The organism is Massilia sp. UYP34, from assembly GCF_056279385.1.
In genome coordinates this window covers 1-24,884 of record NZ_JBWBRF010000021.1, presented here as the reverse complement: position 1 = coordinate 24,884, position 24,884 = coordinate 1, and the positions used below count along the sequence as shown (strand labels likewise).

At 67.8% G+C, this 24,884-nt stretch carries 23 protein-coding genes and 1 pseudogene; 13 read left to right on the top strand and 11 right to left on the bottom strand.

What is annotated here, in order from left to right:
- The first annotated feature begins 10 nt into the window (after window positions 1–10).
- From ACZ9AQ_RS21075 to ACZ9AQ_RS21045, 7 genes are all read left to right on the top strand, one after another.
- Window positions 11–697 carry a hypothetical protein gene (locus ACZ9AQ_RS21075; protein ID WP_476108360.1) on the top strand — a complete coding sequence of 229 codons (687 nt, stop codon included), beginning with the start codon at window positions 11–13 and terminating at the stop codon, window positions 695–697.
- On the top strand, window positions 694–1,476 hold the full coding sequence (locus ACZ9AQ_RS21070) for a polysaccharide deacetylase family protein (protein WP_429205082.1): 783 nt from the start codon (window positions 694–696) through the stop codon (window positions 1,474–1,476). The genes ACZ9AQ_RS21075 and ACZ9AQ_RS21070 overlap by 4 nt, the downstream gene beginning before the upstream one ends.
- A 14-nt stretch (window positions 1,477–1,490) precedes the next feature.
- A complete protein-coding gene (locus ACZ9AQ_RS21065) occupies window positions 1,491–2,795 on the top strand; it encodes a glycosyltransferase family 4 protein (RefSeq protein WP_429205083.1) in 1,305 nt (434 codons plus the stop codon).
- A complete protein-coding gene (locus ACZ9AQ_RS21060; protein WP_429205084.1) occupies window positions 2,788–4,029 on the top strand; it encodes a DegT/DnrJ/EryC1/StrS family aminotransferase in 1,242 nt (413 codons plus the stop codon). Before ACZ9AQ_RS21065 ends, ACZ9AQ_RS21060 begins: the two co-directional genes overlap by 8 nt.
- On the top strand, window positions 4,026–4,616 hold the full coding sequence (locus tag ACZ9AQ_RS21055) for a sugar transferase (RefSeq protein WP_429205085.1): 591 nt from the start codon (window positions 4,026–4,028) through the stop codon (window positions 4,614–4,616). Before ACZ9AQ_RS21060 ends, ACZ9AQ_RS21055 begins: the two co-directional genes overlap by 4 nt.
- Window positions 4,617–4,623: 7 nt before the next feature.
- The gene (locus ACZ9AQ_RS21050; protein WP_429205086.1) at window positions 4,624–5,232 is read left to right on the top strand and encodes a hypothetical protein; all 609 of its coding nucleotides are present in this window, start codon (window positions 4,624–4,626) and stop codon (window positions 5,230–5,232) included.
- 86 nt (window positions 5,233–5,318) lie between these two features.
- Window positions 5,319–6,455, top strand: coding sequence for an acyltransferase family protein (locus tag ACZ9AQ_RS21045; protein ID WP_429205087.1), 1,137 nt, complete (start codon window positions 5,319–5,321; stop codon window positions 6,453–6,455).
- 596 nt (window positions 6,456–7,051) lie between these two features.
- Here the strand turns inward: ACZ9AQ_RS21045 and ACZ9AQ_RS21040 are convergent.
- The 5 genes from ACZ9AQ_RS21040 to ACZ9AQ_RS21020 all read right to left on the bottom strand — a co-directional run bounded on the left by ACZ9AQ_RS21040 (window position 7,052) and on the right by ACZ9AQ_RS21020 (window position 13,507).
- Window positions 7,052–9,325 (bottom strand): polysaccharide biosynthesis tyrosine autokinase, encoded by a 2,274-nt coding sequence (locus tag ACZ9AQ_RS21040; protein WP_429205090.1) that lies wholly within the window; start codon window positions 9,323–9,325, stop codon window positions 7,052–7,054.
- 38 nt (window positions 9,326–9,363) lie between these two features.
- Window positions 9,364–10,449, bottom strand: coding sequence for a polysaccharide biosynthesis/export family protein (locus ACZ9AQ_RS21035; protein WP_429205091.1), 1,086 nt, complete (start codon window positions 10,447–10,449; stop codon window positions 9,364–9,366).
- Window positions 10,450–10,769: 320 nt separating this feature from the next.
- The gene (locus tag ACZ9AQ_RS21030; RefSeq protein WP_429205092.1) at window positions 10,770–12,524 is read right to left on the bottom strand and encodes an energy transducer TonB; all 1,755 of its coding nucleotides are present in this window, start codon (window positions 12,522–12,524) and stop codon (window positions 10,770–10,772) included.
- Window positions 12,525–12,734: 210 nt separating this feature from the next.
- A complete protein-coding gene (locus ACZ9AQ_RS21025) occupies window positions 12,735–13,100 on the bottom strand; it encodes a DUF5710 domain-containing protein (RefSeq protein ID WP_429205093.1) in 366 nt (121 codons plus the stop codon).
- A gap of 209 nt (window positions 13,101–13,309) precedes the next feature.
- The gene (locus ACZ9AQ_RS21020) at window positions 13,310–13,507 is read right to left on the bottom strand and encodes a phage holin family protein (RefSeq protein ID WP_429205095.1); all 198 of its coding nucleotides are present in this window, start codon (window positions 13,505–13,507) and stop codon (window positions 13,310–13,312) included.
- 152 nt (window positions 13,508–13,659) lie between these two features.
- Between ACZ9AQ_RS21020 and ACZ9AQ_RS21015 the strand changes: the two genes are divergently transcribed.
- Entirely contained in the window at window positions 13,660–14,409 is a 750-nt protein-coding gene (locus ACZ9AQ_RS21015; protein WP_429205097.1) for a S24 family peptidase, read from the top strand.
- Window positions 14,406–14,693 (top strand): hypothetical protein, encoded by a 288-nt coding sequence (locus tag ACZ9AQ_RS21010; RefSeq protein WP_429205098.1) that lies wholly within the window; start codon window positions 14,406–14,408, stop codon window positions 14,691–14,693. Before ACZ9AQ_RS21015 ends, ACZ9AQ_RS21010 begins: the two co-directional genes overlap by 4 nt.
- On the opposite strand, the gene ACZ9AQ_RS21005 is transcribed toward ACZ9AQ_RS21010, so the two are convergent.
- On the bottom strand, window positions 14,690–15,592 hold the full coding sequence (locus tag ACZ9AQ_RS21005) for a LysR family transcriptional regulator (RefSeq protein WP_429205100.1): 903 nt from the start codon (window positions 15,590–15,592) through the stop codon (window positions 14,690–14,692). The genes ACZ9AQ_RS21010 and ACZ9AQ_RS21005 overlap by 4 nt on opposite strands.
- 107 nt (window positions 15,593–15,699) lie before the next feature.
- Here ACZ9AQ_RS21005 and ACZ9AQ_RS21000 point away from each other — a divergent pair, with 107 nt between their 5' ends.
- Entirely contained in the window at window positions 15,700–16,110 is a 411-nt protein-coding gene (locus ACZ9AQ_RS21000; RefSeq protein ID WP_429205102.1) for a tellurite resistance TerB family protein, read from the top strand.
- 204 nt (window positions 16,111–16,314) lie between these two features.
- Window positions 16,315–17,361 (top strand): DUF4214 domain-containing protein, encoded by a 1,047-nt coding sequence (locus tag ACZ9AQ_RS20995; protein WP_429205103.1) that lies wholly within the window; start codon window positions 16,315–16,317, stop codon window positions 17,359–17,361.
- Here the strand turns inward: ACZ9AQ_RS20995 and ACZ9AQ_RS20990 are convergent.
- The 5 genes from ACZ9AQ_RS20990 to ACZ9AQ_RS20970 are packed head-to-tail and all read right to left on the bottom strand — an operon-like array spanning window position 17,354 to window position 22,826.
- The gene (locus ACZ9AQ_RS20990) at window positions 17,354–18,190 is read right to left on the bottom strand and encodes an HpcH/HpaI aldolase/citrate lyase family protein (protein WP_429205104.1); all 837 of its coding nucleotides are present in this window, start codon (window positions 18,188–18,190) and stop codon (window positions 17,354–17,356) included. The genes ACZ9AQ_RS20995 and ACZ9AQ_RS20990 overlap by 8 nt on opposite strands.
- Window positions 18,187–19,557, bottom strand: a complete 1,371-nt coding sequence (locus ACZ9AQ_RS20985) for an MmgE/PrpD family protein (protein WP_429205106.1) — start codon at window positions 19,555–19,557, stop codon at window positions 18,187–18,189. Before ACZ9AQ_RS20985 ends, ACZ9AQ_RS20990 begins: the two co-directional genes overlap by 4 nt.
- Window positions 19,558–19,582: 25 nt before the next feature.
- On the bottom strand, window positions 19,583–20,761 hold the full coding sequence (locus tag ACZ9AQ_RS20980) for a CaiB/BaiF CoA transferase family protein (RefSeq protein ID WP_429205108.1): 1,179 nt from the start codon (window positions 20,759–20,761) through the stop codon (window positions 19,583–19,585).
- 10 nt (window positions 20,762–20,771) lie between these two features.
- Window positions 20,772–21,932 carry an acyl-CoA dehydrogenase family protein gene (locus ACZ9AQ_RS20975; protein ID WP_429205110.1) on the bottom strand — a complete coding sequence of 387 codons (1,161 nt, stop codon included), beginning with the start codon at window positions 21,930–21,932 and terminating at the stop codon, window positions 20,772–20,774.
- Between the two features lie 33 nt (window positions 21,933–21,965).
- Complete coding sequence (locus tag ACZ9AQ_RS20970) at window positions 21,966–22,826, bottom strand: HTD2 family dehydratase (protein WP_429205112.1); 861 nt, start codon at window positions 22,824–22,826, stop codon at window positions 21,966–21,968.
- A 178-nt stretch (window positions 22,827–23,004) separates the two neighbouring features.
- Between ACZ9AQ_RS20970 and ACZ9AQ_RS20965 the strand changes: the two genes are divergently transcribed.
- Both ACZ9AQ_RS20965 and ACZ9AQ_RS20960 read left to right on the top strand, forming a co-directional pair.
- Window positions 23,005–23,934, top strand: coding sequence for a LysR family transcriptional regulator (locus ACZ9AQ_RS20965; RefSeq protein ID WP_429205113.1), 930 nt, complete (start codon window positions 23,005–23,007; stop codon window positions 23,932–23,934).
- A gap of 122 nt (window positions 23,935–24,056) precedes the next feature.
- Window positions 24,057–24,788, top strand: a pseudogene (locus ACZ9AQ_RS20960) (tripartite tricarboxylate transporter substrate-binding protein); the annotation flags it as partial.
- Window positions 24,789–24,884 lie beyond the last annotated feature (96 nt).

Below are 24,884 nucleotides of genomic sequence, written 5' to 3'. Positions count from 1 at the left end.
AGGTGAGAATATGTTCTTGCAACACTACAATACATTTATTCAAGCCATTAATTTGCCGGTAGCGAAACTCTGCTTTCACGAGTATATCGATCCGGCGGATATCCGCACGACCTACCGCGCCTTTACCCGGCCGCATCCGCGTTTTCGCATCATTCGCGCCAAGACCGTCGGCGCGGCGCTGATCGACCTGTCGCGCTTTGCCGACCGCCATGCCTACCACGAGCAGATCAAGGCGAAAAACCATGGCGGCTATCACGCGAAACGGGCGCGCAACCGCGGCTACCGTTTCGTCGACATCGACCGCAACGACTATATCGACGACATCCATGCCATCAATACCTCGCTCGATACGCGGCAAGGCCGGCCGATGGACGCTAAATATACCGAAAAATGCGAGGCATTCGACACGCTGCCGCATTTCCGTCATCACGGCATTCTCGATCCGCAAGGGAAACTGGTCGCCTATGCGAGCCTGGGCATTTACGGCAATTTCGCCGCCTTTTCGCAAATGCTGGGCTATCGCAATAACGACGGCATCATGCACCTGCTGCTGGTGGAAGCCATCAGCCGCCTGATCGACGAACGGCAGGTGCGCTACGTCATGTACGACACCTTCTTCGGCGCCCAGCCCGGGCTCAAGACGTTCAAGACCATCCTGGGCTTCCAGCCCTACCGTGCGCAGTATTCACTGCAATGAAGACTTTCTTCAACCGGGTATATGCCGACTACCTGATGCCCAGCCGGCTCGGCGAATACGCAGCGCTGCTGCAGGCGGCGAACGACGCCGGTTACGCACAGATATCGGTGCGCAGCTTCTTCCGCAACCTGAACCACCAGGAGGCGCCGCGCAAGACGCTGGTGCATCGCCACGACATCGACAGCGACCTGCGCACGGCAAAGAAGATGTTCGCGCTGGAGGCGCGGCACGGGGTCCGCGCCAGCTATTACTTCCGCCTGTGCACCCTCGACTACGGCTTCATGCGCGAGATCGAAGCGGCCGGCAGCGAAGCCAGCTACCACTACGAGGAAGTCGCCGATTTCGCCAAGCGCCACCGCATCCGCAAGGGCGACGAGCTGCGCCTGCGCTTTCCCGAGATCCGCGAGCTGTTTGCACGCAATATTGCCCAGATCGCTGCGCGCCTGGGCGCGCCGCTGGCCACCGTGGCCAGCCATGGCGACTTCGCCAACCGCCGCCTGAACGTGATCAACCACGAGCTGCTGCGTGACCGCGCGCTGCGCACCCGCTGCGGCATCGAGTGCGAATCCTACGACGCCGAATTGCTGCGCGGCTTCGACCTGTACATCAGCGACCGCAAGCATCCCGTCTACTACACGCCGATGTCGCCCTTCGCCGCCCTCGGCCATTACGACCGCATCTGCATGCTCACCCACCCGGTGCAATGGGAAACCAACTGGATCGAGAATACCCGCTGCAACTGGCGGCGGCTGGTCGAGGAAATGGCTTGGCGCATCTGAAGCAGATGACGCCCATGACGACTATGAACATCCTGCTCATCAACCACTACGCCGGCTCGGTCCATCACGGGATGGAGTACCGCCCCTATTACCTGGCGCGCGAATGGGTCCGCGCCGGGCACCGGGTGCAGATCGTGGCCGCCTCGCATTCGCACCTGCGCCGCCAGGGCCCCGCCATGGCCGGCCGCAGCCGCCTCAACGAGGACATCGACGGCATCCACTACACCTGGCTGCGCACCCCTGACTACGCCGGCAATGGCGCCGGCCGCGTGCGCAATATGCTGGCCTTCGTGGCGCGCCTGTGGCGCGAGGCGCCGCGCCTGGCGCGGACCGTCGCGCCGCAAGCCGTGATCGCCTCCAGCACCTATCCGCTCGACATCTGGCCGGCGCACCGGATCGCCCGCCTGGCGGGAGCGCGCCTGCTGCATGAGGTGCACGACCTGTGGCCGCTGTCGCCGATGGAACTTGGCGGACATTCGCGCCACCATCCCTTCATCATGTTGCTCCAGGCGGCCGAGAACCATGCCTGCCGCCACGCCGACGCCATCGTCTCGATCCTGCCCCGGGTGCGCCAGCACCTGGAGGCGCGCGGCATGGCGCCGCACAAGCTGCACCTGATCCCGAACGGCATCGATCCGGACGAATGGCCGGCCACCAGCTCCCTGCCGCCACAAGCGGACGCGCCATGCCACGGATCGGACACGTTGCCGCCCGCCGCGGTCCCCGTCCTTGCTCTCCTCGACCGCCTGCGCGCCGCGGGACGATTGATCGTCGGCTATGCCGGCAGCCACGGCCTGGCCAATGCGCTCGACACCTTGCTCGACGCCGCCCACCTGCTGCGCCAGCGGCCGCTTTCCTTCGTTCTGGTCGGCGCCGGGCCCGAGAAGGACCGGCTGCGGCGCCAGGCGCGCGCGCTCGGGCTCGATCACGTCCACTTCGCCGATCCGGTCCCGAAGCGCGCCATCCCGGCCCTGCTGGCGCGCTTCGACATCGCCTTCCTCGGGTGGCGGCGCCAGCCTCTGTACCGCTTCGGCATCGCGCCCAACAAGCTTCTCGACTACATGATGGCAGGCTGCCCGGTCCTGCATGCGGTCGAGGCCGGCAACGATCCGGTGGCCGAAACCGGCTGCGGCATCAGCGTGGCGCCCGACGATCCGTCCGCCCTGGCCGAGGGACTGGCGCGCCTGATGGCGCTCGATCCACACACCCGCCGGGCGCTGGGCGAGCGCGGCCGCCGCCACGTGCTGGACCACCTGAGCTATCCGGTCCTGGCCCGCCGCTTCCTCGCCGTACTCGCACAGGAGACCCACCATGCCTGACCGGACCGCATCCGATTCCGCTCCTCCCCCTGCCGCCGCTGCCTCTGCCGAGTCCTTCCTGCCCTTCGCCCTGCCCGACATCGGCGAAGAAGAGATCCGCGCGGTCGAAGCCTGCCTGCGCTCGGGCTGGGTCACCACCGGCCCCGTCACGCGGCGCTTCGAAACGGCCTTTCGCGACTACCTCGGCGGCGAGGTCGAGGCGATCGCCGTCAATTCCGCCACCGCCGGCCTGCATCTGGCGCTGGAGGCGGCCGGCGTCAAGCCGGACGACGAAGTCATCGTGCCGACCCTGACCTTCACCGCGAGCGCCGAAGTCGTGCGCTACCTCGGCGCCCGGCCGGTGTTCGTCGATGCCGACCCGTACACCCTCAACCTGGACCCGGCCGCGGTGGCCGCCGCGATCACGCCGCGCACGCGCGCCATCGTCCCCGTGCACTTCGCCGGGATGGCCGCCGACATGGACGCCATCGGCCATCTCGCGCGCCGCCACGGCCTGCGCGTCATCGAGGATGCGGCCCATGCCTTTCCCACGCGCCACCGCAGCCGGCTGGTGGGCACGCTCGACAGCGACGTGACGGTGTTCAGCTTCTATGCCAACAAGACCATGACCACCGGCGAGGGCGGCATGGTCGTCACGCGCGACCCGCGCCTGGCCGAACGGATCCGCTGCATGCGCCTGCATGGCATCAGCCGCGACGCCTTCGACCGCTATACCGCGCGCACCCCATCGTGGTATTACGAGGTGGTCGCCGCCGGCTTCAAGTACAACCTGACCGATATCGCGTCCGCGATCGGCATCGAGCAGCTGCGCAAGATCGACCGCTTCCAGCAGCGCCGCACCGCACTGGCCGAGCGCTACGACGCGGCGCTGGCCGGGCTGCCCCTGATCCTGCCGGCGCGCCCGGCGCCGGGTTCCGGCTCCACCCACGCCTGGCACCTGTACGTGGTGCGCCTGGACCGCGCGGCGCAGGATGGCGCGCTCGGCCAAAGCACGGCGCACGGTGCACGCGATGCGCTGATCGCCAGGCTGGCCGAGCGCGGCATCGGCACCAGCGTTCACTTCATCCCGCTGCACCGCCAGCCCTACTGGCGCGACAGCTGCGGCCTGCGCCCCGCCGACTTCCCGGTCGCCGAGGCAGCCTTCGGGGCGATGCTGTCCCTGCCGCTATATACCCGCATGAGCGACGCCGACCAGGAGCGGGTAATCGCGGCGCTGCACGGACTGCTGTCATGAGCAAGCGCCTGTTCGACCTGGCGGCGTCGCTGGCGGGATTGCTGTTGCTGTCGCCGTTGCTGCTTGCGATCGCCTTGTGGATCAAATGGGATTCGCCGGGCCCGGTGCTGTACCGCCAGCAGCGCGTCGGGCGCGGCGGCGCGCTGTTTACGATCTACAAATTCCGTACCATGCACCAGCGACTCGACGGCGGCTTGGCGCTCACGGTCGGCGCCGACCCGCGCATCACCCACGCCGGCGCCGTGCTGCGCCGCTACAAGCTGGACGAGCTGCCGCAGCTGTTCAACGTCGTCAATGGAAGCATGAGCCTGGTCGGACCGCGGCCCGAAGTGCCGTGCTACGTGGCCCACTATCCCGAGCCGCTGCGCCGCATCGTGCTGTCGGTCGCGCCTGGCATCACCGACTGGGCCTCGATCCTGTACAAGGACGAGAACGCGGTGCTGGCGCGCGCGGGCGACCCGGAGCGCGCCTATATCGACACCGTGCTGCCGGCCAAGCTGCACTACTACGTGCGTTATGTGCGCGAACGCACGTTCTGGATCGACGTGAAGATCATCCTGCGCACCCTGGCCGCGATCGTTCGCTGAGCACCACATGGATGGTCGAGCGATGCTGCGCGTCCTGCACCTGGGCGACCTCGATGTCGCGCTGCCGCTGGGAGCGGCGCTGGCGGCCTGGCTGCTGGCCGCCGGGGCCTGGCGCACGGCGCTGCGCTGGGGGGCGTGTTTCGGCGCGGCGGTGGCGCTGGTCGGCGGCACCAAGATCGCGCACCTGGGCTGGGGCACCGATTTCTCCATGCTCGAGTTCAAGGCGATCAGCGGCCACGCCACGCTGGTCGGGGCGCTGTATCCATTTGCGGCCTGGGTGCTGCTGTTGCACCGGGGCCAGCTGGCGGCGCGGCTGGGCCTGGCGCTCGGCCTGCTGCTGGGCATGGCCTTCGCAGGCATGCTGGTGGCGACCGGCGAGCATACGGCCGCCGAGGCGTTCAGCGGCTGGGTGCTGGGCGCCGCCGTCAGCCTGCTTGGCGCAGCCTGGTCGGGCGACCTGGAGCGGGCTCGGCTGCTGCCGGCGATCTGGTGGTCGCTGCCGGTATTCGCGGTCGGCGCCTGGCTGATGGAATTCGCGCACGTCGGTTACTGGATGATCCTGGTGGCCCTGGCGCTGTCGGGCAATAGCCATCCCTATCCCTGGGATGCCTGCTAACTCACGCAGAAAGGAGCTTCACCATGCCGTCCCTCTCGCTTCCCACGATCCGCTGTCGGAACCAATCCAACCTGCACGACCATCCCATGCAATCGCTGGCGCTCTCGCTGCTGCGCGGCATCGCAGCGCTCGAGGTCGCCGCTGGCCACCTGCGCTCCGAAATCTATCCCGGCCTGCGCTCACTGCAAGACCCGACGTTCGCTTACCAGGTATTCGCCTTCGTGACCGGCTTCGCCCACCAGGCGGTGGTGGTGTTCTTCCTGATCAGCGGCTGGCTCGTCGGCGGCAGCCTGTTGAACCGCCTGCACCAGCCGCGCGCCCTCGCCAACTACGCGATCGACCGCGTCACCCGGCTGTGGACCGTCCTGCTGCCGACCCTGTTGCTGATTCTCCTGGTCGGCCTGGCCATCGGCGTGGCGCAGCCCGGGGCGATCGATCTGTCGCCGTCCAATGACTACTCGGCCTCGAGCTTCGTCGGCAACCTGCTCGGCCTGCAGACGTTCCTCGTCCCGAATTTTGGCGGCAACTACGCCTTGTGGAGCCTGACCTACGAGACCTGGTACTACGTGCAGTTCCCGCTGCTGGCCCTGGTGCTGTTCGGCCATGGTCGCTTCAAGCGCCTTGCCTGCGCAGCCGCCTTCGTGGTGCTGGTGATCGTGCTGCCGAAGATGATCTCGATGTACTTCATGCTGTGGCTGCTCGGGGCGGCATTCTCGCGCATCGAACTGGATTGCGGAAACGGCCTGCGCGTGGTGCTGGGCCTGCTGACGATCGGCTTGTTCAGCTATTACCGGCTGACCGGCAGCACCAATGAACTGGTGCCGGAATCCTTCGTGCAAGACATGATCTGCAGCGTTCCCCTGCTGCTGTTGCTGTCCTCGCTGCATCAGCGGGTCGACCCTTCCGCCCCGCGCTTCCTGCGTATCAACCGCATCGCCACCTTCTTTTCGGAGTTCTCGTTCACCCTGTACGTCACCCACCTGCCGCTGATCTTCCTGGCCATCCACATCGGCGGCAAGACGTTCGGACGTGACCAGCTCAATCCCTTCGTGACGCTGGATTACCTCTGGTATGGCGCGCTGTTCCTGGGCCTGGTCGGCTTCGCCTATGTGTTCTACCTGGCGTTCGAGCGCAATACCTTCCGCATCCGCCGGGCAGTGAAGGACTGGCTGCTCGCGCCACGCACCAACCGCACCCCCGTGTCGGTCCTGTCGCCGGATTGAGTACGCCTGGGCCAGTCGGTGAGTGCGCTGGCTGGCGCGCTCGCTGGCCGGCCTGTTCGCTGACCAGCCTGTTCGCTGACCAGCCTGTTCGCTCGCCGGCCTGTTCACTCGCCGGCTATTCATTGGCCTGAATTTACAGGCCGGCATTCACTGACCGGAATATTCCCCGAGCGGCGCAGTCGCCATCCGAAGTACTCGCTGGCCGGCACGCCATATGATGGAATCACTGCCGTGCGCCGTAGGATGGAATAGCTGCCGTGCGCCGAATGGTGGAATCACTGCCGTGTGCCGTAGGCTGGAATAGCTGCCGTGCATTGCGCGCAGGCCCCCAGGCGCACTGCGTGAGGTCGGAGTTTCCCCTGCACGCTGCCCATTGCGGTGCTCCCGATGCAGCGCGGTCGCTGCAACGTGCCGGAACGCAGTCGATGCGACACGCGAGGCGCCAGCATGGACCCGGCGCCGCCATCACCGGGAACGGCCGCATGGCGTCGTCCAGGCAAGCGCTCCCAGCTTGCCCTGCGGCGCGGCCGCTGTCAGGCAACAGCACGCGCAGCAACGCAGGCACGATGGCGGCCGGCGCGCCGGCCGCCCTCCCCTCAGGCCGCGTACCCCAGTTGCGCCGTCCCGTATTGCGAGCGGTCTTCGCCCAGACGTAGCGCCATGTCGTTGAACAGCACCCCGCGCGGCGAGATGCCGGCGTGGTTGAGGCGCTTGATCGACTCGTTGATGTGGTTCTCGGTCGTCACGCCCGAGCGGGCCACGATGAACACGGCGCCGGCATGGGCGCCGATGATGAGCGCATCGGCCACCGCCAGCAATGGCGGCGGGTCGAGCAGCACCAGGTCGTAGCGTTCACTGACCAGCTCGAGCAGATTACCGAGGTTCAGTTGCAGCAGGAACTCCGAACGGTTGGTCGGCAACTCTCCGGTCGGGATGAAATCCAGGTTATCCAGTACGCTTCGGTGGATGACCTCGTCGACCGGCATGGCGCCCACGATTGCCCGCGACAGGCCCGGCGAGCGATCGACGCCGAAGTAGCGGTGCAGGTGCCCGTTGCGCAGGTCGGCGTCGATCAGCAGTACGCGCATGCCGGTGGCCGCCATCACCGCCGCGAAATTGGCGGTCACGAAGGATTTCCCCAGCCCGCGCGTGGGGCCGGCGATCATGACCACATTGTTCTTGAAGTGGGGCATGGAAAAGCGCAAGGCGGCGCGGAAGCTGCGCAGGCTCTCGACGGCGGGATCCTCGGGCAGCACCTGGGCCAGCAGCGGCAATCCGCCGTCCGGCTTCACCTTGCGCATGAGCTTGTCCTCATTGCCGCTGTGCGGAATGGTGGCATACACCACCCGCGCCCGCAGCATCCGCTCGATCTTGGCGGGATCGTCGATCCCGCCGCGCATGGCCTTGCGGGTGAAAGCGATCAGGGTGCCGAGGAACAGGCCGGTGACCACCGCCAGCGCCACGATCAGCGGCCGGTTCGGCTTGATCGGCCGCTCGGGCTCGATCGGCGCATCGACCAGCCGCACATTGCTGACCCGGCCGACCGAGATCAGGCGCAGCTGCTGGGCCGTGTTCGACAGCGCCGTGTAGAGGTCAGTATTGACCTTGATGTCGCGCGTCAGGCGCGCCTCGTCCTGCTCCATCACCGGCAAGGTGCGGATGCGGGCCGCGATCGCCTCGATCTCGGCGTCGACCTCGCGCCGCTGGCGATTGACGGCGGCGACCACCGGGTGGTCTTCGGTAAAGCGGGCCAGCAATTCGGTTTTTTTCTGCGTCAGTTCCATGCGGCGCGCACGCGCAGAAGCCGCCTGCGCCAGGCTCATGCGCGCTTCTTCGCGCAGGTCGACCGTGCCGTGGGCATTGCGGAACTGGTTATAGCGGTCTTCGGACTGCTCCAGCTGGCGCTTCAGGATCGGCAATTGCTGGTTCAGGAAAGCCAGCGACTTTTCGGCTTCCTCGGTCTTGCGCGCCAGGTTCTGGCGCATGTATTCACGGCCAATCTCGCTCAGCAAACTGTTGATGCGGTCGGCGTCCTGGCCCTGCATCTTGACCTCGATCACGCCCGACTGCTTGCCCTGCTCCGTGATGACCATGGAGCGCTGGATGCCCTGGATCGTGCCCAGGCGCGACTTGCGCTTGATCTTGAAACGGGCGCCGGGATTGGCGACCAGGCGGTCGACCTTGATCTCGACCAGCCCGTCCGGCGTCTGCACCCGGTAGCGCTGGCCGACGCTGGCATCGAAGGCGATACGCTGGCCGCCTCCGGAAAAGCGGTAGCGGTTGTTGGCGCGCGCGGTGATCACGAATTCACGATTGAGCCAGTTGTCGGGCACCTCGAACACCGATACCGCTGCGCGCTCGCCACCCCATACGAAGCCGCCGTAGCCGAACAGCCCGGGCTTCGACAGCGCGCCGCCGTTCTGGTTCGCGAACCACGAGCCGAGCACCGGGAAGTACTTCGGGTGCACCTCGACGTACAGCTGCAGGTTGTCGACCGCGCGCGAGACCACCATGCGCGAGCGCAGCAACTCCATCTCGGCGATCGCCGCCTTCTTGGTCTCGAACAGCGACGAGGCCTCGCTCAGGATGTTCTTCGAGGCGTTCGGACTTTCTTCCTCGACGTGGATCATCAGGTTCGCTTCGTAGACCGGATTGGCCACCAGCGCATACAGCACCGCGACGATCGTGATGATCGCCGTGATGCTGCCGATCAGCCAGCGGCTGTCGTAGAGGGTGTTGAGATAGCCTTTCAGGTCGACCGTCGGCTCTTCGGGCAAGGGCTCGGGCGGGAGTGGGTCGAACGGCACCGACAGCACTGGCGGGCTGTGCGAGACCTGTTTCAGCGAATGCGCCTCGTGCGGGCTGGTCATGGCGAGACTCCTCGGGACGGCTCAGGCAGCGGCGCTGCTCAGGGACGATTCGTGACACCGACGGCATTCGTCAATGCGCCGGGGAACAGCAGGCTCAGATGGCGGTTCCAGTTCGCCAGCGGCGAGGCGGCGACGTACACGACGTCCTTGGGCCGCAGTTCGAAGGACTCGGCCATCGCCAGCGCGCCGGAGTCGCGCGCATCGAGCCGGAACACGCGGGTACGGTCCGGCGCCTTGCGCACCACGTACACCTGGCGCGCGTCGCCGCTCAGGGGACTGATGCCGCCCGTCTCGCCGAGCGCCTCGTTGAGCGTGAGCCGGCCATTGTGCATGGTGAGCGCCTTCGGCGAGATCACCTCGCCCGACACGAACACCTTGCTCTCGTCGCGCGAATGCACGCGCACGACGTCGCCATGCGCCAGCAGGATGGCGCCCGGATTGACGCCCTTCTGCACCAGCTCGCGCAAATTGACCTGGTAGCGCGCGTCGCCACGCTCGATCACGATGCGGCTCTGGTCAGCGCCCGGCTGCATGCCGCCGGCGCGGTTCAGCGCCTCGACGAGGGTCATCGGGATGTCGTCGATCGCCTGCAGGCCGGGTGTGCGCACCTCGCCGTCGACGTAGACGCGGCGGCTGCGGTAAGCCTGCACGCGCAGGGTGACGTTCGGATTGGCGATATAGCGCGCGAGCTTGCCGGTGAGCAGAGCGCGCGCTTCTTCCTCCGTCTTGCCGTCGACAGCGAGCAGGCCGATCAGGGGGAACTGGATGCGGCCCTGGTGGTCGACCGCGAAGCCGGGCGGCGTCGCGTTCGGCTGGACGACGCCACTGTCGGCGGCCGAGGCGGCCATGGTCATGCCGCCGGCGGCCAGCTCCGGATGGTCCCAGACCACGATCGACAGGATGTCGCCGCGTCCGATGGTGTAAGGCGGCGGCTGGGACACGAACAGGGGTGTGAGGTCTTGCCGGGCAGCGCTGGCCTGCGCCGCGCGCTCTTTCTCGATCAGGGTTTCGGTGATCAGCTCGGTGGTGGGCGCCGGCGCATCGCCGGGACCGCCCGGGCGCGCCGCTTCGCGAAAGCCAATGCCGGTCGCACAGGCCGACAGGGCAAGACACAAGGCAAGCATCAGGGCAACCGGGAGCGCGCATGCAGGCGCACGCCCGCGCAGAGGTCGGCATGGCCGCACGATGGAAACGACGCTGAGCGCAGCGCCGGATGCAGCGCAAAGCGCAGCGCAAAACGCGGTGCTCGAGAAATCCCTTATTGCAACTGAACGAAGCCGAGCCATGATTGTTGCCTATCAAAAATAGACACAGCAGGTGAACGATTCAGTTCAGAGTACGGCGTCCATCGGGCGCGGCTTTGCAGCGGATCAAATGGCGAACGGCGGCGTCAGTTAGGTCGGATGCGATGGGCAACGGCGTGGCGCTCTTCGCACAGGACGACTCAGCGCATCTCTTCGATCAGCTTGAGTCCATCGGTCATGCGCCAGATGCGGCGGATCTCGATGATGTCGAATTGTGCGGCGACATTCGGCGGAAATGCGGAATAGCGGGCGTTCAGGCGCACGAAGCGGCGCACCGCGTCGTCCATGTCGGCGCGCCCGCTCGAGCGGATGATGGTGACGTCGTCGACGCTGCCGTCGCTGCGCAGCGACACGCTGACCAGGGGATCGATGCGCACGTCCCCCAGCGACAGGCGCGCGCCGCCCAGCACCGCGTTGCGCTCCAGCTTCTGGCGCACGCTGTCGACGTAAAGGCGCAGCGGCGCGTCGCGCTCGCCGCCATCGGCCAGCACCCGGCGCCCGCCCATGGCCCGATCGGCCGGCGTGGCGGGCGCAGTCACGTTGGGAATGGTCACGCCGCGCAGCAGCTCGCGCGCGCGGTTGCCGGGCAAGCCGGCCAGTGCGCCGGCGCCGGGCTGGCCGCCGCCGCTGCCGGCGCCCCGCCCCGCGCCCTGGCCCGGACCGATCGGCATGGAATCGACCGCCTCCGCCGCCGCGCCAGGACCGCTCGCCTGCGCCGGCTTCGGCTGTGCGGATGCCTGGCGCGCCGCTTCTTCCGCCTGCTCGCGGGCCAGGCGTTCAGCCTCGGCGCGCGCCCGCTGTTCCGCTTGCTGTTGCGCCCGCTGTTCCGCTTGTCGTTCCGCCTGCTGTTGCGCCAGCTGGCGTGCGCGCTCTTGCGCCAGTCGTTGTTGCGCGACGTCCTCGATGCGCTGGCGCTCGGCCTCGGCCTCGACCTCTGCCTGCACCTGCGCGAGACGCTGCGCTTCCAGACGTTGCCGTTCGGCGCGTTCGCGCTCCTGTTCCTGCATCTGCGCCTGGCGCAGCGCTTCGTTTTCGGCGCGCTGGCGCGCCAGCGCCTGTTCCCGCATCCGCTCTTGCAGCGCCTGCTCGGCGGCCTGCTGCGCAAGCCGTTGCTCGGCTTCGCGCCGTTGCGCGATCCGGGCCGCGTCCTCGGCCACACGGCGCTCCTGCTCACCCCGCTCCTGCTCACGCCGCTCCTGCTCGACGCGTTCCTGCGCCAGGCGCTCGGCGGCGTCACGCTCCGCCTGGGCCAGCCGCTCCAGCTCCCGCTGCGCCGCCAGCAGGCGCTGGCGCGCGTCCTCGCGCTCTTCTTCATTCTCCTGCGCGACCAGATCCGCGCCAGGATCGGCGCCATCGGCCGGGTCCGCCGGCGGTTCGTCCGCAGCCGCATCAGCCAGTGTTGGCGCATCGCTCGCCGGTTCAGGGACGACGTCCGGCAAGGGCAAGGGAACGGTGAACGCCGAATCGGGGTCGGGGGCGGCCACGATCACCGGGGGCGGCACCGCGCGCAGCCTGCGCTTCGGCGCAGGCTGCTTGACGCGCTTCGGCCGCCGGGCCTGGGCCGGCGGGCGCGCTTCGGCCTGGACGATCGGCGGCGGCGGCGGTGGCGGGTCGACCAGGCGCAAACCGCGCGCCGGGGCCGGCGGCGTGGGTGGCGCAAGCGGCGCCGGCGTTTCAGGCAAGGGAAGAATCGGCGCAGTTGCCGGCGCCGCCGCAGGGGATGGCGCCAGGGTGACCTCGATCGGTCCGCCGCCGCCGAGGTCGAGGCCGGGCACACCGAATTGCAGCGACAGCAACAGGCCGTGCAGCAAGACCGACACGGCAATGCCTGCGCCCAGGCGCCGGTTGCTGCGAGCCTGGTCGTCTGCGCGCCTGCCAGCGGTCGCTATGGTCATGTCGTCGCTTGAACGATATTATCAAGCTGGCATCTTAGCGTTTACTCAGCAGGAATGCGAGACGCGCGCTTCCCATGCACCCGCTGGCGCAACAGTGCGCGCTCGCGCTTCGCCCTGCTGAACGGTCGGGTCGCGCCGAGGACCAGGGGCGCCACGTCGTGTTCGAGTCCGGCGGTCTTTACCCTGGCATGAAGGCGCGGGAGGCGCCGTTCACTTGCTCGACGTACCCGGCATCGCGCCGACCAGCAAGCGCAATCCGGCCTGCGCCTGGGCCCAGGGCGTGCCGGCCAGCCGCTCCGTGCAGCTCGCGCAGGCTTGCATCGGATCGCAGTCGTGCGCCAGTTCGAGGTAGTTCAGGCCGACCACGGTCTTGCCCTGGTAGCTGTCGATCCGACCCGGCTTCGCGGACGGCGCCTCAGCGCCGGGGGCGCCGTCGAGCCCGCCGTCGAGCCACTTGGCAAACGGATCCGTGGCCACGCCGTCCGGCACGTACCAGCGTTTGCGGGTCGGGTTCCAACGGGCGCCGAGCGCCTTGGCGGCGTCCTTTTCGGCATAGGGGACGGTAAGGAAAACCATGGATAAAAAGTGCTCCGGAATGGATGTCGATGCGGTCCGCCATTCTACAGGGACCGTGCCCAAACGCCGGCTGTCGCGACTCGGTCACGTTGGCGGTGTCAAAGTTACCTGTTGATGGCATCGTGCGCTCGCGCTCGATGACGACCGGGGCTGGAGCGCGGGCCAGCCCGGCAATCGATGCTCATCCACGGACAACGCGGACGGCGCCCTCACTTTTCCTCGCGGCGCCTGGCCCACGCGGCGTCGCTTTCGCGCTGCTCGCGGCGGTCCTTGCGCCAGGTGTACACCAGGTTGACGAGCGCTCCCAACAGGCCCGTCAGGATGCCGACCAGGATGCCCAGGTCGGACAGCGTCAGCGGTGCGGCCAGGCCGGCGCCGACAAGGCGCAGATATGTGTCAATGATCATCGTGTCCCCCGTGCTTCGCGCTGAAACGGCACATGGGAAGCGTGATCGCCCCTGAGCCACGTCAATGCGGTGAATCAAAGTTTAGGAAAACTATACCACATCAGTAAATAAAAACTATACTCTTTCGTATAGTTTTCCTATACCATGGCGCTATGGATCTTCAAACGACGATTGCGAGTTGGGTCAGAGAAGCGCGCACCGCCGCCGGCCTGTCCGGCGCGGCGCTCGGCGCGCGGCTGGCGCTCGAACTCGGCACCGAGCGCGGCAATACCAAGGCCAATATCTCGCACTGGGAAAACGACAAGCACAGCCCGAACCTGAAGCAGCTGCTCGCCATCTCGCGGGTCACGGGCCGCAGCCTGCCGCCCGAAATCCTGGCGCCCATGTCGGGCGCGCCGGCGAACGCCGCGCCGCTTCCCGCCGGCGGTACGGCCGGCGTCACCAACGCCCTGCGGGTCGTGGCGGCCGAAGGCGACGGCGACGGCTTCGTGCAGATCCCGATGGTCAAGCTGCGGCTGTCGGCCGGCATCACCGGCTACCAGACCGAGCCCGAACGGCGCGACGGCGGCACGCTCGGCATGCGCCGCACCTGGATCGAGCGCAACCAGTTCAACCCGTCACACCTGATCGCCATCTACGTCAAGGGCGAGAGCATGGAGCCCTCGCTGTACGCGGGCGACATCGTGGTCATCAACACGCTCGACACCAAGCCGGTCGACGGCGCCGTCTACGCCTTCAACTACGAAGGCGAAGCCGTGGTCAAGCGCCTGACGCGCGACGCCGGCCAGTGGTGGCTCACCTCCGACAACGTCGACGGGCGCAAGTACCACCGCAAGCTGTGCCAGGGCGGCGAATGCATCGTCATTGGCCGCGTGGTGCGCAAGGAAAGCGACCGCATTTGAGCCTCACGGGCGGCATCGTCACCGTGCGCGGCGTCCGGATGGCGCTCGTCTTCGCCGATCCCGACTGCCTGCGGGCAGGCAGCGGCGACGCCCTGCTGGCGCGGCTCGGCCCCTTTTTCCCGCGCCTGCCGATCATGCTGGCGGCGCCGCGCGCGCACCCGACGCTCAGCTACGCGCAGTTCGATTCGCGCGCGCTGCTGCGGGAACTCGACCTTACCGGCATGGTCGAGCGAGAGATCGACATCGACGTCCCGCCACCCGACGACACCGCACCGCCGTTCTAGGTCGGCGTCTGTCCGAAAGCGCTCGGGGCCCGCTCCAGGATGCGCCGCAGCGCCGGATGGTGCACGCGGCGCTCGACCGTCACGGCATAGATCTGCTCGACGATCGACTCGATCACGCCCACCTGCTCCAGTCCATACTGCGCGCACAGCGTGTCCGCCAGCACGGTCGGCGCCGCCATGAAGCCGGCGCCCGCGCCGGCGAACGAACCGAGCAAGGCGCCGTCGTCGAATTCGCCCACCACGATGGGACGCAGTCCGTGCGCTTCGAGCCAGGCCTTGAGCCGGCTGTGCAGGGCGGCATCCTCGCCCGGCATCAGGAACGGCGCGCCCTTCAGCCGTTGCGGGAATGGCCCGGCCCAGCGCCGGCAGACCGCGGGATGGGCGATCACGGTCACCGTGCTCGACCCCAGCAGGTGGCTGTGGCCACGCACCGCGCCTCCGGGCGGCAGGCCCTGGTCCGAGATCAACAGGTCGAGCCGGTGCGCGCTCAGGTCTTCCATCAGGTCGGCGAAGCGCCCTTCCCTGCACACCAGGTGCATCGCGAGGCCTGCATCGCGCGCCGGCTGCAGCAGGCGAAACGCCATCGTCTTGGCGATCACGTCGCACAGGCCGACGCGCAGGGTTTCCGTCTCCGTGAACACGCCGCGCCGCACCGCCTGCTCCAGCTCGTTGCCAAGGCTGAAGATTTGATCGGCATAGCGCAGCACCGTCTTGCCGGCCTCGGTCAGCGCCAGCCCCCGCCCCTGCTTGCGCAGCAATTCCTCGCCAAGCTGGTCTTCCAGCACCTGCAACTGGGTGCTGATCGCCTGCGGCGACACGTGCAGTTGTTCCGCGGCGCGCGCCACGCTACCGACCGTCGCGACGGCATGAAAGTACTGCAAGTGCTTGTAGTTGATCATGCAACACCACCAAAAAATGGAATGATTTTGAAAGATTATTCGATTTTACTTTCGATTTGCAGCGCCGTATATTGGTGGCTCCCAGTTCTTTTGAAGCGAGGAATGCAATGAGAAGTTACCCCACCAACAGCCCGAAAGCCATGTGTCGCCTGCTGGCGCTGGCCATGATCGTCGACGGCCGCATCGCGCCGCAGGAGCTCAAGAGCCTGCACCGCAGCGGCGTGCTCGGGGCGTTGCGGGTGAGCGAGGACACCTTCGACGAGACGGCGGGCGAGCTGACCCGTGACTTGCTGGCGTCGAGCGCCGACTGCGAAGGCGCCATGGTCGAGATCGCACCCGCGACGATCGACCGCCTGCTGGACGAGGTGCAGGACGAAACCCTGCGCGGCACGGTCCTCAGGGGAATGCTCGAGATCGTGCGCGCCGACAGCGTGATCGACCACCGCGAGCGCAGGCTGCTGCGCCGCGCGATGCATGCCTGGGCCGAGTCGGACGTCGAGGCCGGCAGCGTGGCCTGACGCCAGGGAGCGGCTTGCCGCCGCTTCGGGCCTTCCTGGGCGGCGGCAGGCTGCTGCGCGCCTTCCCGGGCGACGCCCTCGCATGCAGATCGCGAACGACGTGCGTGCAATTGACGCGCCGCCGTTACAAAGCGACACCATTTCAACACATTGCCTGACCGGCCCAGCCATACAATGAAGACCTCACAGTGCGCGAGGCTCATCATGTCGACCTACTCCCAGGATCACCGGTACACCCTGACGCCGTCCGAGATGGACTGGGCATGGCGGCTCGACCTGCGGCCGGTGCACGACCCGGAACTTGGCCAGCATTACGGCCGCATCGGGCACTTCGGCACCCATGACCCCTACGCCAGCCAGGACGACGTGTTCGTCTTCCACGCCACCAGGGGCATGGCCTACACGGTCCAGAGCGGTAGTGTCGTCGATCCCACCGTGCTGCGCGTGTTCGACGACCTGGGCCGGCAGATCGCCAGCGACGACGGCAGCGGCGCCTACGGCTATGACTACGCCTCGTTCGTCGCCCCCTATACCGGCTGGTACTACATCGACGCCGCCTGGAGCCAGGGCTATCACGACACCTATGCCAGCCTCAACGTCTACGAGGGCCGGGCGCCGGTCCATCCAGCCACCCATGTCATCGTCGGCGGCGCGGGCCACGACATGCTGGCCGGCACCCGTTCGGACGACATCGTCGACGGCGGCGCCGGCGTCGACACCTTCGTGCTGGAAGGCTATCGCGACGAATACGCGGTCGGCGTGAAGGACGGCGCGATCACGGTCACCGACCTGCTGGGCCTGGACGGCGTCGATACCCTGCGCAACGTCGAACGCCTGTCCTTCGAGGGCGGCGCTACCATCTCCTACGAGACCACGGGCTTTCCGGCCGAAGCCTATCGCCTGTACCAGGCGGCCTTCGACCGCGCGCCGGACAAGGCTGGGCTGGGTTACTGGATCGGCCAGATGGGTGGCGGCGCGAGCCTGCACGCGGTGGCCGATGCGTTCGTCCACTCGCCCGAATTCGGCAAGCTTGCCGGCGCCGGGGCCGCCCATGCCGACATCATCACCATGTTCTATGCGAACGTGCTCGACCGCGCGCCGGATGCCGCGGGATTCGCCTATTGGAAAGCGGCGCTGGACACCAGGGCGATCACCGTGACCGACCTGCTGATAGGGTTCAGCGAAAGCCCGGAAAACCAGGCCAAGGTCATCGGTTCGCTGCAGGCCGGCTACGAATTCATCATCACCTGACGGCCTCGGCCAGCCCCGCGCGCAACGCATGGGCGTCGACGACGGCTTGCGCGCGCAGGATCACGGGCCGGTCGATCATCTTGCCGTCCACTGCCACCGCGGCGCCGTCGGCGCGCGCGGCCGCCTCCAGCACCCGCCCGGCCCACGCCAGCTCGTCCGCTCCGGGCGTGAAGCAGCAGTTCACGGCGTCCACCTGCTTCGGATGGATGCACAGCTTGGCGCCGAATCCCATCTGCCGCGCATGCCGGGCGTCGCCCGCCAGCCGCTCGGCATCGTCGAGCGCCGTGCTGACGCCGTCGACCGGCGCCGCGAGCCCGGCCAGGCGCGAGGCCAGCACCAGTTGCGAACGGAAGAACAGCAGCTCTTCGCGCTCGCCCGGAATGCCCAGGTCGAGCTGGAAGTCGATCGAGCCGAACATCAGGCGCTGCACGCCGCGCGCCGACGCGATCGCGCGCAGATGGTCGATCCCCGCCGCACTTTCGATCAGCGGCAGCACCACCGCGGCCCCGGCCGCGCACACGCGCGCGACGTCGTCCGCCTGCTCGGCCTTGGGCAACACCACGCCGGCCACGCCGGGCATGCGGCACAGGGCCAGGTCGTCGGCGAACCAGGCAGTGTCGGCACCGTTGATCCGCACCAGGACCGGCTTGTCGGCCGAGAGCCAGGCGGCGACGGCGTCGCGCGCGGCCGCCTTGTCGGCGAACGGCACCGCGTCCTCGAGGTCGACGATCACGGCGTCGGCCCCGGCCGCGCACGCCTTGTCGAAGCGCTCCGGCCGGTTGCCGGGCACGAACAGGTAAGAACGCGGCATCGGGATTGGCGGGTTCATCGCGGCTCCCGGGGCGCCAGGAAGTGGCCGACGTCGCTCGCGCGGCCGATGTGCCAGATGCGCTCGAACACGGCGCGCATCTCGTCGTCGCTGGCGGCCGCGCCGAAGCGCGCCAGCCGCAACGCCTTGTCTTCCAGCTCGCGCCGGCTCAGGGTATTGCCCGGGTCGCCCTTCGGTTCGTCGACCCGGCCCTCGAGGACCCGGCCGTCGGTGGTGGTCACCGTCACCTTGCCGATCCAGCGCGCCGGGTAGGCGCCGTCCACCTCGTCGTCGAGCACCATCGTCACCTTGTCGCGCAGGGCCGCGATGCGCGGGTCGTCGTAGGCGTCGTCGAATTCGTTCAGGCCCGCGCTCTTGAACTGCGCGATCAGGCCCAGCACCGTCCCCATCGAAAACTTGGCCTGGTGGACGGTGCGCGGATCGACCACCGGGCCGAGCACGTCGATCGCGCCCTGGTGCACGTGGGCCGTCACGGCGGCGATCTGTTCGGGGGCCAGGCCCTCGGCCAGGATGACCTGCAGCAGCGCATCGGCCGCCGGATGCGTGTGGCGGCACGAGGCGTGGAACTTGAACGAGGTCTCGGCCGTCGCCCAGCGCGTGCCCAGGCCGTCGGTGAGCCGGGTCGGATCGGCGTCGCGCGACATGCCGGCCGCCATGCCCTGCTTGCCTTCCAGGATCTGGCGCGCGCCGGTGAAGCCCTCGGCCGCCAGATAGGCGGCCATCAGGCCGTCGCTCGCGGCCTTGGCGGTGTGCAGCTGCTTGGAGTCGGCGGCGTCGCGCAGGAATTCCCACAGTCCGGCCGCTTGCGTGCCGGCCGAACCGAAGGCATGCAGCATGCGCTCGGGCGTCAGTCCCAGCAGGCGGCCGACGGCGGCCGCCGCGGCGACGGTGCCGGCGGTGCCGGTGGTATGGAAGGTCCGGTAGTGCGAGCGGCCGAGGAACTCGCCGACGCGGATGCCGACTTCGTAGCCGGCCACCGCCGCCGTCATCAGCTCGCGTCCGCTGGCGCCGTTCGCCTGGGCCACGGCCAGCACCGCCGGGAACACCACGGTGGCCGGGTGGAATACCGACCCGTTGTGCACGTCGTCCTGCTCGGCGTAGTGCGAGGAGGCGGCATTGACCATCGCGGCGAACTGCGGCGTCGTGGTGCGGCGCGAGATCAAGACTTCGGCGCTGCCGCTGCCCGGGCCCATCTTGCGCGCGAACGATTCGATGCACTGGACCGGCCGGCCGTTCCTGCCGGCCAGCGCCGATCCGAACCAGTCGAGCATCAGGTCTTCGGCGCGCGCCATGACGGCTGGCGGGATGTCCTCGTAGCGCAGCTGCGCGGCGAAGGCGGCAAGCGCCTGGCTTGGGTGGTCGCTCATGTTCTTCCTTTGTCGTGGCTGTCGTTCAGATGGCGTTCTCGGCGCGCAGGGCGGCGATGTCGGCGCTGCCGTAGCCGAGTCCGGACAGGATCGCCTCGGTATGCTCGCCCAGCGCCGGCACCGGGTCCATGCGCGCCTGCCAGGTGTTCGGGACCGCCGGCGGCAGCAGCGCCGGGATCGTTCCGTCCGGGATGCCGACGTCGACCCAGCGCGCGCGCGCCGCCAGTTGCGGATGGCGCCACAGGTCGTGCATGTCGTTCATGTGGGCGTTCGCGATCTGCGACTCGTCCAGGCGCGCAAGCACCTGCTCGGCCGTCAGCTGCGCGAACACGTCGACGATGATGGCGCGCAGTTCCTGGCGCGCCTTGACGCGCGCCGAATTCGACGCGAAACGCGCATCCGTCGCCAGCGCGGGCTGGCGCAGCACGGTGGCGCAGAACTGGTCCCACTCGCGCTCGTTCTGCAGCCCCAGCATGATGGTCTTGCCGTCACCGGCCGGGAACGGCCCGTAGGGATAGATGGTGGCATGGGCGGCGCCGGCGCGCGGCGGCGGCGCGGCGTCGTCCATTGCGTAGTACAGCGGGTAGTTCATCCACTCGGCCATGCTCTCGAGCATGGAGACGTCGATGTGGGCGCCCTCGCCGGTGCGCCCGCGCTGGATCAGCGCGGCCAGGATATTCGTGTAGGCGTACATGCCGGCCGCGATGTCCGCGATCGAGCAGCCGGCCTTGGCCGGCTCGTCGGGCGAGCCGGTGATCGACAGGAAGCCCGATTCGCTCTGGATCAGCAAGTCGTAGGCCTTCTTGTCGCGGTAGGGGCCGTCGGCGCCATAACCCGAGATGTCGCACACGATCAGGCGCGGAAAGCGCGACTTCAAGGCCTCCCAGGACAGGCCCAGGCGGGCCGCCGCGCCCGGCGCCAGGTTCTGCACCAGCACGTCGGCCCCGGCCAGCAGCTGCTCGAGGATCGGCGCGGCCTGGCGGTGCTTGACGTCCAGCGTCAGGCTCTCCTTGGAACGGTTGGTCCAGACGAAATGCGAGGCCATGCCGCGCGCGCGGGTGTCGTAGGCGCGCGCGAAGTCGCCCACGCCGGGCCGCTCGACCTTGATGACGCGCGCGCCCAGGTCGGCCAGCTGGCGGGTGCAGAACGGCGCGGCGATCGCGTGTTCGAGGGTGACGACGGTGATGCCATCCAGAGGTCGCATGGTCAATCTCCTAGTACGAGCGCGGCAGGCCGAGCACGTGTTCGGCCACGTACGACAGGATCATGTTGGTCGAGATCGGCGCGACCTGGTACAGCCGGGTCTCGCGGAACTTGCGCTCGACGTCGTATTCGGCGGCAAAACCAAAGCCGCCGTGGAACTGCAGACAGGCGTTGGCCGCCTCCCACGAGGCGTCGGCGGCCAGCATCTTGGCCATGTTGGCCTGGGCGCCGCAAGGCTGGCCCGCATCGAACAGCGCGCAGGCCTGGTAGCGCATCAGGTTGGCCGCCTCGATGTTCACGAAGGCCTTGGCGATCGGGAACTGCACGCCCTGGTTCTGGCCGATCGGCCGCCCGAACACGACGCGCTCGTTCACATACCTGGTGACCTTGTCGATGAACCAGTAGCCGTCGCCGATGCATTCGGCGGCGATCAGGGTGCGCTCCGCGTTCAGGCCGTCGAGGATGTACTTGAAGCCCTTGCCCTCTTCGCCGATCAGGTTCTCGACCGGGATCTCGAGGTTCTCGAAGAACAGCTCGTTGGTTTCGTGGTTGACCATGTTGAGGATCGGCTGCACCGCCAGGCCCTTGCCGATCGCTTCGCGCAGGTCGACGATGAAGATCGACATGCCCTCGGATTTCCTGGTCACCTCGGCCAGCGGCGTGGTGCGCGCCAGCAGGATCATCAGGTCGGAGTGCTGCACCCGCGAGATCCAGACCTTCTGGCCGTTGACGACATAGCGGTCGCCCTTGCGCACCGCCGTGGTCTTGATCTTGGTGGTGTCGGTGCCGGTGGTCGGCTCGGTCACCGCCATCGACTGCAGGCGCAAGGCGCCGCTGGCGATCTGCGGCAGGTAGCGTTCCTTCTGGGCCGCCGAACCGTGGCGCAGCAGGGTGCCCATATTGTACATCTGGCCATGACAGGCGCCCGAGTTGCCGCCCGCGCGGTTGATCTCTTCCATGATGACGGACGCCTCGGTCAGGCCGAGGCCGGAGCCGCCGTATTCCTGCGGGATCAGGGCGGCCATCCAGCCGGCCTGGGTCAGCGCGTCGACGAACTGCGCGGGATAGCCGCGCTCTTCGTCGATCTTGCGAAAGTACTCCGACGGGAATTCTTCGCACAGCGAACGGACCGCGTCGCGGATGTCCTGGTACGCCTGCTCCGGTTGGATCATGTGGGTCTCCTGGATATGATGGGAATGATGCGCTCAGCGCAGGGTCGCCTCGGCCTGCATGGCCAGTTCGCCCCGCTCGTTCTGCGCCCACAGGTCGATGGTCTTGCCATCGGCGCCGGGCTTTCCGCAGACGGCGAACGACGCCGTGTCGAACAGCGGCGCGACGGCGCGGAAGCTGAAGCGCGCGATGTCCGCGTCCGGCAGCGCGCGCCGCACCAGGTCGATGAGCAGCGTGGCGATGAGCGGGCCGTGCACGATCAGGCCGGGATAGCCTTCGACCCCGGTGACGTAGCTGCGGTCGTAGTGGATGCGATGGCCGTTGAAGGTCAGCGCCGAATAGCGAAACAGCAGCACCGGATCGGGATGGATGGTGCGCGACCAGTGCGCGTCGGTCGGGGCGGTCCTCGCCGCCGGCGCCGCGGCGTCGGGCGCCGGCAGGTCGCGGTAGACGATGTCGTGCTCTTCGGTGATCACCGGCGCCCCGCCCTGCGCGATGTCATGCTGAACGGTGACGAACACCAGGCGGCCGCTCGCGCCTTCCTTGTCCTGCACGCTGCGGATGGTCGAGGTGCGCGCCACGGCCTCGCCGATGCGCGCCGGGGCATGGAAGGTGAAGCGCCCGCCCGCCCACATCCGCCGCGGCAGCGGCACCGGCGGGAGGAAGCCCCCGCGTTTCGGGTGCCCGTCTTCGCCCAGTTGCGACTGCTGAGCGACGGCGTGGAAGAAGATCCAGTGCCACAGGGGCGGCAGCGCCTCGCCCTGGGCCGGCGCATCCGGATAATCCAGCGTGGCGGCCAGGGCCGCCACCGCGTCCGGCCGCACCACGTCGTGCAGCACCTCGGTCTTGCCCACCCACTGCTGGAGCAGGCTTCTATCGAAATAGTTGGAGGTCATCGTTGGCCATGGGAGTGGTATCTGATGACACATCATAGATTTGAATGGATGTCTCTTAGAAATAGAAAAATGTGATTCCTCCATCACGCGCCGCGATAGCTGCGGCCATCACGAATCGCAATTGCCAAGCCACTAGAAAGCGAATATGTTGATGGCTCATCCATCACCGGAAACGCTCATGGACATCAAGCAAATCCGCACCCTGATCGCGATCGCCGAGACCGGCAGCGCCACTCGAGCAGGCGAACTGCTCCACCTCGTCCAACCGGCCGTCTCGCGCCATATCCGGCTGCTCGAGGAAGAATGCGGCGTGCCGCTGTTCGAGCGCGAACGCCACGGCATGGTGCTCACGGACGCCGGTCGCACGCTGGCCGAGTACGGCCGTCGCGCGCTGCGCGAGCTGGACAAGGCGCGCGCGGAAATCGGGCCGGCGACCACGAGCGTCTCGGGACGGCTGACGATCGGCCTGCTGGCCAGCACCAGCCGGCTGCTGGCGGGCGAGCTGGTCGCGCGGGTGCGCGCCCGCTACCCGGCGGTGACGGTCAGCATCACCGTGGGCTATGCCGGCAATGTGTTGCAGTGGCTGGAAGCGGGCGACATCGAACTGGCCCTGCTGTATGACATGCGCTCGTCCACCGGCCTGCAGGCCGAGGCGCTGGTCGACGAGCGCCTGTACGTGCTCGGCCCGCCGGGCGAATTCACGGAAAGCGACCCTTTTCCCCTGAAGGGACTCAAGGACCGTCCGATGGTGTTGCCGAACGCGGCGCACGGGCTGCGCAGCATCATCGACCACGCGCTGGCGGTGGCCGGCATCCGTGTCGACGTCGTGGCCGAGACCAATGCACTTGACCTGCAGAAATCGCTGGTCGCCAAGGGCTTCGGCTACACGATCCTGCCCACCTCGGCCGTGCTGGAAGAGTTACAGGGAGGAACGCTCTCCGGCGCCCCGGTCTGCACGCCGGACCTGTCGCGCCGCATCGTGCTGGCGCGCGCCGCCGCGCGCCGGCCGTCCCCGGCCAGCGCCGCCGCGGCCCCCGTCTTGACCGCGCTGATGAAGGAGATGGTGGACCAGCAGGCCTGGCCGGGAGCGGCCTGGATCGGACGCTGAGACGAGCTATGCCGTTCCCTGATGCTGACATCACAAAAAGGTATTTCGTGCGCCCTCCCATAAGCTCTTAGGATGGTTCAAAACAACGGGACCACCCGTCACAACAAGCACAGGAGACGACAATGCTGAAAAAACTGATGTTTGCCGGATTGACGCTGGCCGCCGCCGGCGCCGCCCACGCAAGCGATTACCCGGCCCGGGCAATCACGATGCTCATTCCCTTCTCGGCCGGCGGCCCGACCGACGTCATCGGCCGCATCCTCGGCCAGACCATGTCGAAGTCGCTCGGCCAGTCGGTCGTGGTCGAGAACGCCACCGGCGCCGGCGGCACGCTCGCCGCGGGCAAGCTGGCGCGGGCCGCAGCGGACGGCTATACCGTCTTGCTGCACCACAATGGCATGAGCACCAGCCCGGCGCTGTACCGCAAGCTGGCCTTCAATCCGATGACGGACTTCGAATACGTGGGCCAGGTGGCCGACGTACCGATGGTGCTGCTGGCGCGCAAGGACCTGGCGCCCAACACCCTGCCCGAACTGCTCACCTACATCAAGGCCAACAAGGACAAACTGACGATGGGCAATGCCGGGCTCGGCGCCGTCTCGCACCAGTGCGGCATGCTGTTCCTGAGCGCCATCGGCACGCAGCTGACCACCGTGCCCTACAAGGGCACGGCGCCGGCGATGAACGACCTGCTCGGCGGCCAGATCGACCTGCTGTGCGACCAGACCACCTCGACCACCTCCTATATCAAGACCGGCAAGGTCAAGGTGTATGGCGCGACCACCAAAACGCGCGTCGCCTCGCTGCCCCAATTGCCGACCCTGGCCGAGCAAGGCATCGCCGGCTTCGAGATGTAGGCCACCTCTAAAAACCTCGGCCGAGACGCCTGCGGCTGGGTAAAATCCTGACATCGAACCAAGCCAGCGAGTGCCGTCATGATGAAACCCCGT

Coding starts and splice junctions, on each gene's coding strand:
- ACZ9AQ_RS21075 (WP_476108360.1), top strand. CDS start 11: ATGTTCTTGCAACACTACAATACATTTATTCAAGCCATTAATTTGCCG.
- ACZ9AQ_RS21070 (WP_429205082.1), top strand. CDS start 694: ATGAAGACTTTCTTCAACCGGGTATATGCCGACTACCTGATGCCCAGC.
- ACZ9AQ_RS21065 (WP_429205083.1), top strand. CDS start 1,491: ATGACGACTATGAACATCCTGCTCATCAACCACTACGCCGGCTCGGTC.
- ACZ9AQ_RS21060 (WP_429205084.1), top strand. CDS start 2,788: ATGCCTGACCGGACCGCATCCGATTCCGCTCCTCCCCCTGCCGCCGCT.
- ACZ9AQ_RS21055 (WP_429205085.1), top strand. CDS start 4,026: ATGAGCAAGCGCCTGTTCGACCTGGCGGCGTCGCTGGCGGGATTGCTG.
- ACZ9AQ_RS21050 (WP_429205086.1), top strand. CDS start 4,624: ATGGATGGTCGAGCGATGCTGCGCGTCCTGCACCTGGGCGACCTCGAT.
- ACZ9AQ_RS21045 (WP_429205087.1), top strand. CDS start 5,319: ATGCAATCGCTGGCGCTCTCGCTGCTGCGCGGCATCGCAGCGCTCGAG.
- ACZ9AQ_RS21040 (WP_429205090.1), bottom strand. CDS start 9,325: ATGACCAGCCCGCACGAGGCGCATTCGCTGAAACAGGTCTCGCACAGC.
- ACZ9AQ_RS21035 (WP_429205091.1), bottom strand. CDS start 10,449: ATGCTTGCCTTGTGTCTTGCCCTGTCGGCCTGTGCGACCGGCATTGGC.
- ACZ9AQ_RS21030 (WP_429205092.1), bottom strand. CDS start 12,524: ATGACCATAGCGACCGCTGGCAGGCGCGCAGACGACCAGGCTCGCAGC.
- ACZ9AQ_RS21025 (WP_429205093.1), bottom strand. CDS start 13,100: ATGGTTTTCCTTACCGTCCCCTATGCCGAAAAGGACGCCGCCAAGGCG.
- ACZ9AQ_RS21020 (WP_429205095.1), bottom strand. CDS start 13,507: ATGATCATTGACACATATCTGCGCCTTGTCGGCGCCGGCCTGGCCGCA.
- ACZ9AQ_RS21015 (WP_429205097.1), top strand. CDS start 13,660: ATGGATCTTCAAACGACGATTGCGAGTTGGGTCAGAGAAGCGCGCACC.
- ACZ9AQ_RS21005 (WP_429205100.1), bottom strand. CDS start 15,592: ATGATCAACTACAAGCACTTGCAGTACTTTCATGCCGTCGCGACGGTC.
- ACZ9AQ_RS21000 (WP_429205102.1), top strand. CDS start 15,700: ATGAGAAGTTACCCCACCAACAGCCCGAAAGCCATGTGTCGCCTGCTG.
- ACZ9AQ_RS20995 (WP_429205103.1), top strand. CDS start 16,315: ATGTCGACCTACTCCCAGGATCACCGGTACACCCTGACGCCGTCCGAG.
- ACZ9AQ_RS20990 (WP_429205104.1), bottom strand. CDS start 18,190: ATGAACCCGCCAATCCCGATGCCGCGTTCTTACCTGTTCGTGCCCGGC.
- ACZ9AQ_RS20985 (WP_429205106.1), bottom strand. CDS start 19,557: ATGAGCGACCACCCAAGCCAGGCGCTTGCCGCCTTCGCCGCGCAGCTG.
- ACZ9AQ_RS20980 (WP_429205108.1), bottom strand. CDS start 20,761: ATGCGACCTCTGGATGGCATCACCGTCGTCACCCTCGAACACGCGATC.
- ACZ9AQ_RS20975 (WP_429205110.1), bottom strand. CDS start 21,932: ATGATCCAACCGGAGCAGGCGTACCAGGACATCCGCGACGCGGTCCGT.
- ACZ9AQ_RS20970 (WP_429205112.1), bottom strand. CDS start 22,826: ATGACCTCCAACTATTTCGATAGAAGCCTGCTCCAGCAGTGGGTGGGC.
- ACZ9AQ_RS20965 (WP_429205113.1), top strand. CDS start 23,005: ATGGACATCAAGCAAATCCGCACCCTGATCGCGATCGCCGAGACCGGC.